The 7,021-nt window shown below is 59.9% G+C and carries 5 protein-coding genes and 2 pseudogenes; all 7 read left to right on the top strand.

The window, feature by feature from the left end:
• Positions 1–25 precede the first annotated feature (25 nt).
• A pseudogene (locus tag AC2VNK_RS01820) lies at positions 26–1,021 on the top strand (aspartate-semialdehyde dehydrogenase); the annotation flags it as partial.
• A gap of 58 nt (positions 1,022–1,079) precedes the next feature.
• Positions 1,080–3,305, top strand: a complete 2,226-nt coding sequence (locus tag AC2VNK_RS01815; protein WP_486882594.1) for a motility hub landmark protein FimV — start codon at positions 1,080–1,082, stop codon at positions 3,303–3,305.
• 12 nt (positions 3,306–3,317) lie between these two features.
• Positions 3,318–4,133, top strand: a complete 816-nt coding sequence (gene truA, locus AC2VNK_RS01810; protein ID WP_486882593.1) for a tRNA pseudouridine(38-40) synthase TruA — start codon at positions 3,318–3,320, stop codon at positions 4,131–4,133.
• A gap of 61 nt (positions 4,134–4,194) precedes the next feature.
• Entirely contained in the window at positions 4,195–4,806 is a 612-nt protein-coding gene (locus AC2VNK_RS01805; protein WP_486882592.1) for a phosphoribosylanthranilate isomerase, read from the top strand.
• Between the two features lie 10 nt (positions 4,807–4,816).
• Entirely contained in the window at positions 4,817–6,016 is a 1,200-nt protein-coding gene (gene trpB / locus AC2VNK_RS01800; RefSeq protein WP_486882591.1) for a tryptophan synthase subunit beta, read from the top strand.
• Complete coding sequence (trpA, locus tag AC2VNK_RS01795) at positions 6,013–6,831, top strand: tryptophan synthase subunit alpha (protein ID WP_486882590.1); 819 nt, start codon at positions 6,013–6,015, stop codon at positions 6,829–6,831. The genes trpB and trpA overlap by 4 nt, the downstream gene beginning before the upstream one ends.
• A pseudogene (locus tag AC2VNK_RS01790) lies at positions 6,828–7,021 on the top strand (acetyl-CoA carboxylase, carboxyltransferase subunit beta); the annotation flags it as partial. The gene trpA and the pseudogene AC2VNK_RS01790, both read left to right, overlap by 4 nt.

Genomic DNA, 7,021 nt, shown 5'->3' with positions numbered 1-7,021 from the left:
GCAAAAATAACATTATCATGTCGCTTTTTTAGGGGCAACAGGTGCAGTTGGTGAGGTCATGGTGCAGATTCTCGAGCAGCGCAAGTTTCCGGTGTATAATCTCTACCTGCTGGCCATCAGCCATTCGGCGGGCGGACGTCTGCCCTTCAACGGCCAGCAGGTTCTGGTGCAGGATGCGGCGACTTTCGACTGGTCGCAGGTCGATATCGGTCTGTTTTCTGCCGGTGCCAAGGTCAGCGCGGAGTATGCGCCGAAGGCGGTGGCTGTCGGGTGTGTGGTCATCGACAATACCTCTCAGTTCCGCTACGACGACGAAATTCCTCTGGTAGTGCCCGAAGTCAATCCGCAGCGGATTGCCGATTACCGGCGCCACGGTATTATCGCCAACCCCAATTGCTCGACTATCCAGATGCTGCTGGCGCTAAAACCCATTGCCGATGCGGCGGGCATCGAGCGGGTGGTGGTCGCGACTTATCAGGCGGTCAGCGGTGCGGGCAGGCGGGCTATTGAAGAACTGGGGCAGCAAACCCTGGCGCTTTTCCGTCATGAAGAAGGTGTTGCCGAGGTGTTCCCTAAGCGGATTGCCTTTAACTGCCTGCCCCAGATTGATGTCTTCCAGGATAACGGCTACACCAAGGAAGAGATGAAGATGCTCTGGGAGACCCGCAAAATCCTGGAGATTCCGGATATCGCTCTGACCGCTACCTGTGTACGGGTGCCGGTGTTTTACGGCCATTCTGAAGCAGTCAACGTGGTAACCCGCGAGCCAATCACGCCAGAAGCCGTCCGCGCGCTGCTGGAAAAGGCCCCGGGCGTCATCGTCGTGGATGATCGTGGCACGGGTGCATGGCCCTCAGCACTGGATGTGGCTGGCCAGGACGCCACCTATGTAGGCCGCATTCGCGGTGACTGCTCCCATGAACGTGGAATCAATTTCTGGGTGGTGGCAGACAACATCCGTAAAGGTGCCGCACTGAACAGCGTACAGATTGCAGAGTTGCTGATTCGCGACTATTTATAGTCCTCGTTGGCGACAATGTTTGCCGGGCTGCGCTGGTATTACCAAAGTGAGGAAGATAATGATGGATAAGAAGAACTGGTTGTGGGCCTTGGCCGGTATGGGTCTCCTCTTGCCAGGTATGGCGCAGGCCCTGGGGCTTGGTGATTTGCGGGTGCTTTCCGCGCAGGGTGAGCCCTTTCGTGCCGAAATATCCATACAGTCGTTGAGTCCGCAAAGTGAAGCGAGTCTCAGGGCCGGGCTGGCGCCCGCCAGCGCCTTCGCGATGATCAATCTTCCCAAGGCAGACGCACTGGATCACTGGCATTTTACGGTACGCAGTGGTGACAGACCGGCCATATTGATCACTAGTCCGCTGCCGCTGCCTCAGCCTGCGTTGCATTTCCTGGTGCAGCTCAATTGGTCCGGAGGACAGTTGGTACGGGAATATTCGGCATCCAGCGCCGGGGATAACGTTGTATCCACTTCCCGGACCATGACGCCTGTTCCGCAGTCCAGCACCTCGCCGACAATGCCGCAACCCGTCCGTCACGCCGCACCTGCAATCATCTATCATGGCTGGTCCAGGGTGAGCCGTTATGGTCCGGTGCCTGTCAACGGATCTCTGTTCCAGGTGGCTCAATATATTACACGCAGTAACGCGGTCACCCTCGACCAGGTCATGGCCGCTCTGGTGAAGGCCAACCCGCAGGCTTTTAAGGGTGGTAATCCTACCTACCTCTATGCCGGAAGCATGCTGACGGTGCCCAGTCTGGCGCAGGTGCAGTCCGTTTCACCCGCACAGGCCGGCACTTGGTTGTCTGCCCAGCGTGCAGGGAACAGTGTGTCTGTTGCTACTGCGCCTGCAGCAACACCCCCTGCTGCTGTTACTGCACAGGCCGCTTCTGTGGCGGCAGCGGCGAAATCAGCCGGTAACGCGACGCGTCTGGTGCTTTCCAGTGCGCCTGCGGCAGCGGCTACTGCTGTCGTAGCCAGCGCCGCATCCGCTGCCACAAGCGGTCAGTTGCAGGTGCCGGATGCTGTACTTCGCGATGATAATCAAAAATTGATGGCCGAAGTGGCCAGTCTGGGGCAGCGTCTGAGCGCAGAGGAGCGTCTGCTGGCCAGTCAGGGCGTGCAACTCGCGACCCTTTCCCGGACGGCAGGTAACAGCAGCCTTTTCAATAATGTTCCGTTGCTCCTATCGCTGGGCGGTAATATTCTTCTGCTGATTTTGTTTCTCTGGATGCTGCGTCGTCAAAAAGAGGCGGAGCAGCGCCAGCGCGAGATTTCGCAGCGGGTTTCTACTTTGACTGCGGCACCTAAAGGGGCGAGTCCTCAATCCCAGTCTCCCGCAGCGGTGCTTAGCGCAGCGCCTCCTCCCGTGGAGTCGGTTCCCTCGGCTGGCATTTCACCCGTCTCGGTCGCCGCACCCGTATTGGATGCTCTACCTGGTCTTGCCCCATCTGTAAGTGCTGAAGATGCGTACACGGGTAGTGAAGTCGATCCGCTTGAACAAGCCGATCTCTACTTGACCTACGGTAAGGCAGAACAGGCGGTCGCCGTGCTCAATGAGTCTCTCAAAGAGAATCCGCGGCGTAAGGAACTGTACGTCAAACTGCTCGATATATATGCCAGTCTGGATCGCCATGAGGAGTATCTGGATCTCGCTGAGCGTATGCGGGGGCGTTTCGGGCCGCATAATGCTGCGTGGCAGGAAGTGGCCGCACAAGGGGCACGGCTCTTTCCCGGCAATGCGCTCTTTGTTATCTCCGAGGAGGTGACGACGACAGCTCCCAAGCCTGTTACTGAGGTATCGTTGCCTGAGCCCGCGGAAGAGTCTGCGGTACATGCCCCCTTGGATATGCTGGATTTCCACTTTGACCATGCTCCTGCGAAGCCAGCTGCGGTGGAAGAAGAGAGCGTTTTCCCGCCGGAGGAAAAGGCACGGCTTCTGCAAGATATTGATGAGCAGTTCCGGTTGATGGAAGAGACGCGTGAAGAACCTCCCGCAACGCTGGAAGCTCCAGTTGCAGCGCCCCTGATCGGCTTGACCCGGCATGATGAGCCATCCACGCCTGCCCTGCCTGCTTCTCCCTTCGCAGCCGTGGAATCTCCTGCTACCGCGGAATCATCTGCCAGCATGGACGTTGCGGATTGGGATGCGGTTGGTACCAAGCTCGACCTGGCCAAGGCCTATGTGGAAATGGGTGATAGCGAATCGGCGCGCGATCTGCTCGAAGAAGTGAGCCGGGAAGGCAGCGGCGCCCAGCAGGAAGAAGCCAGGCAGTTGCTGAAAAGCGGTTAACCGGGCTTGGAAATGGAATTAGTCGTGCCAAGGTCTGGCACCCGCTGGGCCTTGGGAATTGAATACGATGGCAATGGATTCTGTGGCTGGCAACGCCAGTTGGATCAGGAAAGCGTACAAGGTGTGCTGGAAACAGCGCTGAGTCGTGTGGCCCAGTGTCCGGTCACTGTGATCGTTGCCGGGCGTACCGATACAGGGGTGCATGCCCTGTGTCAGGTGGTGCATTTTGACAGCCCGGTCGTGCGTCGCCCCGAGGCCTGGATACGTGGCGCCAATACCTTCCTGCCCAAAGGGGTGGCGCTACGTTGGGCCCGGATCGTCCCGGACCATTTCCACGCCCGTTTTTCCGCCACGGCGCGGCGTTATCGTTATGTGATTCTCAATCGTCATGAAAAATCCGCACTATGGCGAAATCACACCGCCTGGATATACAGCCCCCTGGATGTGGAGGTCATGCAGGCAGCAGCGCAAACCCTGCTGGGTACCCATGACTTTTCCGCCTTTCGCGCCTCTGCCTGTCAGGCTAAAAGTCCCATACGGAATTTGTGCCAACTTCAGGTCACTCGCCGGGGCGATCTGATGGCCATTGATGCCGAGGCTAATGGTTTTCTGCATCACATGGTGCGTAATCTTGCGGGTGTGCTGATTGCCATCGGCAGCGGCGACCGACCCGTGAGCTGGGCAGCCGAGGTGCTGGCCAGTCGCAATCGCTGTCAGGCTGGTGTTACGGCCCCGCCAGGCGGCCTCTATTTTGTGGCGCCGCGTTATCCTGCGGAGTTCGGGCTGCCAGTGGATGCGGCGGATTCCGGTTTCTTGATGGGGGTGTAACTGGGCGCGACCGGATGGCTGTGCTCATGCTTTCTGCCAGCCGCGGTGTTAGAATGCGCTGATGGTGCGAATCAAGATATGCGGAATCACGAATGCGGAGGACGCGCGCGCGGCGGCGGCCGTCGGCGCGGATGCCATTGGAATGGTGTTCTACCATAAAAGTCCGCGGGCCTTGGATGCCGTGCGCACCCAGGAGGTGCTCACGGCATTGCCGCCCTTTATCACGCGCGTTGGCCTTTTTGTCAACGCAGATGCTGCTGAAGTGACCGCAACTCTGCAGCAATGCCCTTTGGATGTCCTGCAATTTCATGGCGATGAGTCGCCATCCTTCTGCCGCAAATTCGACCGCCCCTACATCAAGGTGTTGCGGGTGACTGCAGCGCAAGATCTGCGGCCGGTGGTGGACGCTTATCATGACGCGCAGGGACTGCTGCTGGACTGTGCAGCGCCGGGAGTCTGGGGGGGGTCGGGCCAGAGTTTCGACTGGTGGCGACTGCCGGATCTGGGTAAGCCCTGGATTTTGGCCGGTGGGCTGAATGCCGGGAATGTCGCCGAAGCTATCGCCATCGCCCGGCCTTATGCGGTAGATGTGAGCAGCGGGGTGGAAATATCGCCCGGACGCAAAGATCATGACAAAATGGCGCAGTTTGTTGCGCGGGTGCGCGGTACCTGAGGGAGAGAGAATGGGAGCTTATGCTTTGCCGGATGCATCCGGACACTACGGTCCTTACGGCGGGCGTTTCGTTGCAGAAACCCTGGTTCCGGCGTTGGAGGAACTGGAGCATGCGTACCAGGAGGCGCAGCGGGATCCGGAGTTTCGCGCTGAGCTGCACAGTGAGTTGCGCCAGTTCGTCGGTCGTCCCAATCCGCTCTATCACGCTGGGCGCGTCTCCAAAGAACTGGGTGGAGCGCAAATTTACCTCAAGCGGGAGGACCTCAACCACACCGGCGCGCACAAAATCAATAATGCCGTCGGTCAGGCCTTGCTCGCCCGGCGTATGGGCAAAAAACGGGTAATCGCCGAGACGGGTGCAGGGCAGCATGGCGTCGCCACGGCGACGGTCGCGACCCGCTATGGCATGGAATGTCTGGTGTATATGGGCGAGGAGGATATCCGGCGCCAGTCCAGCAATGTGTTTCGCATGCGTTTATTGGGTGCGCAGGTGGCGGCGGTGCGTAGCGGGACCCGCACCCTCAAAGATGCGCTCAACGAAGCGTTGCGTGACTGGGTGACCAATGTCGAGAACACTTTTTACGTGATCGGGACGGTAGCGGGACCACATCCTTATCCGGCTATGGTACGGGATTTTCACCGGGTCATTGGCGACGAAGCGCGGGCGCAGTGCCTCGAACTGACGGGACGGCTCCCCGACTGCCTGATCGCCTGCGTGGGCGGGGGCAGCAATGCAATCGGTCTTTTTTATCCTTTTATCGAAGATAAGGCGGTGCGGATGATCGGTGTCGAAGCGGGTGGTCTGGGTCTCAGCACCGGACAACACGCCGCCCCCCTGACGACGGGGCGCCCAGGGGTACTGCATGGTAACCGGACTTACCTGATGGAAGATGAAGACGGCCAGATCCTGCCGACCCACTCCATCTCGGCGGGGCTGGATTATCCGGGGGTGGGGCCTGAGCATGCCTATCTGAAGGATGCCGGGCGGGCAGAATATGTGGCTGCTACCGATGAAGAAGCGCTGGCCGCCTTCCATCGCCTGTGCCGCACCGAAGGCATCATTCCGGCGCTGGAAACCGCCCATGCACTGGCCCATGCCTTCCGTCTGGCGCCGACCATGCGCTCTGATCAAACCATTATCGTTAGTCTGTCCGGGCGAGGCGATAAGGATATTCATACCGTCGCCGCTCTCGAGGGTATTCATTTATGAGTCGTCTGGCCGGACTGTTTGCCCAACTTCAGGATGCGGGTCGTGCCGCCCTCATTCCTTTTATGACGGCGGGTGACCCCTCGCTGACCGTGACTGTGCCCCTGATGCACGCGCTAGTCGTTGCTGGGGCCGATGCCATCGAACTGGGGATGCCCTTTTCCGACCCCATGGCCGATGGTCCCAGCATCCAGCGCGCCAGTGAGCGGGCGCTGGCGCGGGGGGTGAAGCTGCGCATGGTCCTGGAGTGGGTGCGCGAATTTCGCATGACCAACAGCCACACGCCCATCATCCTTATGGGGTATTTGAATCCGGTAGAAGCCATGGGCATAACCCCGTTCGCTGAGGCTGCTGCGACGGCGGGGGTGGACGGGGTCATTCTGGTGGATCTGACCCCGGAGGAGGGGCGCGGCGAAGCCGGCGTTCTCCAGCAGCACGGTATTGATCCCATTTTCCTGCTGGCGCCGACCAGCGGCCCGGAACGGGCGGCGACCGTCCGCAGTATGGGCAGCGGTTTTGTGTACTATGTTTCTCTGCGCGGTATTACCGGCGCAACCCAGGCGGACTGGGCGGAAGTCTTGCAACGGGTACAGGACCTGCGTCAGCAACTAGGCCTGCCCGTGGCCATCGGCTTTGGCATTCGTGATGCGGCGACGGTGGCGCAGGTGGCGGCTGGCGCCGACGCAGTGGTCGTAGGCAGCGCACTGGTCGATCAACTGGCGGAGTGCACGACGGATCAGGAGGCTATTGCGGCGGCCACCCGCTTTATCGAGCCGCTGGCCCAGGCCGTGCGAACAACGGAAAGGAGGGGCGTATGAGTTGGTTCGATCGGGTGCTGCCGCCCAAAATAAAAAAGGCGCCCATAGAGGCCCCCAGCGCAACCGAAAATAAGCGTACCGTACCCGAGGGCCTGTGGTCCAAGTGCCCCACCTGTCAGGTGGTGCTCTACCGCACGGAGTTGGAGGAGAACCTTTTCGTCTGCCCCCACTGCGGACACCATCAGCGGGT

Source organism: Acidithiobacillus sp. TH-A35, from assembly GCF_057473505.1.
This window is presented reverse-complemented; position numbering and strand designations above follow the sequence as displayed.

Excerpts from the sequence above, each read along its gene's own strand:
- trpA (WP_486882590.1), top strand. The coding sequence starts at position 6,013 with ATGAGTCGTCTGGCCGGACTGTTTGCCCAACTTCAGGATGCGGGTCGT.
- trpB (WP_486882591.1), top strand. The coding sequence starts at position 4,817 with ATGGGAGCTTATGCTTTGCCGGATGCATCCGGACACTACGGTCCTTAC.
- truA (WP_486882593.1), top strand. The coding sequence starts at position 3,318 with ATGGAATTAGTCGTGCCAAGGTCTGGCACCCGCTGGGCCTTGGGAATT.
- AC2VNK_RS01815 (WP_486882594.1), top strand. The coding sequence starts at position 1,080 with ATGATGGATAAGAAGAACTGGTTGTGGGCCTTGGCCGGTATGGGTCTC.
- AC2VNK_RS01805 (WP_486882592.1), top strand. The coding sequence starts at position 4,195 with ATGGTGCGAATCAAGATATGCGGAATCACGAATGCGGAGGACGCGCGC.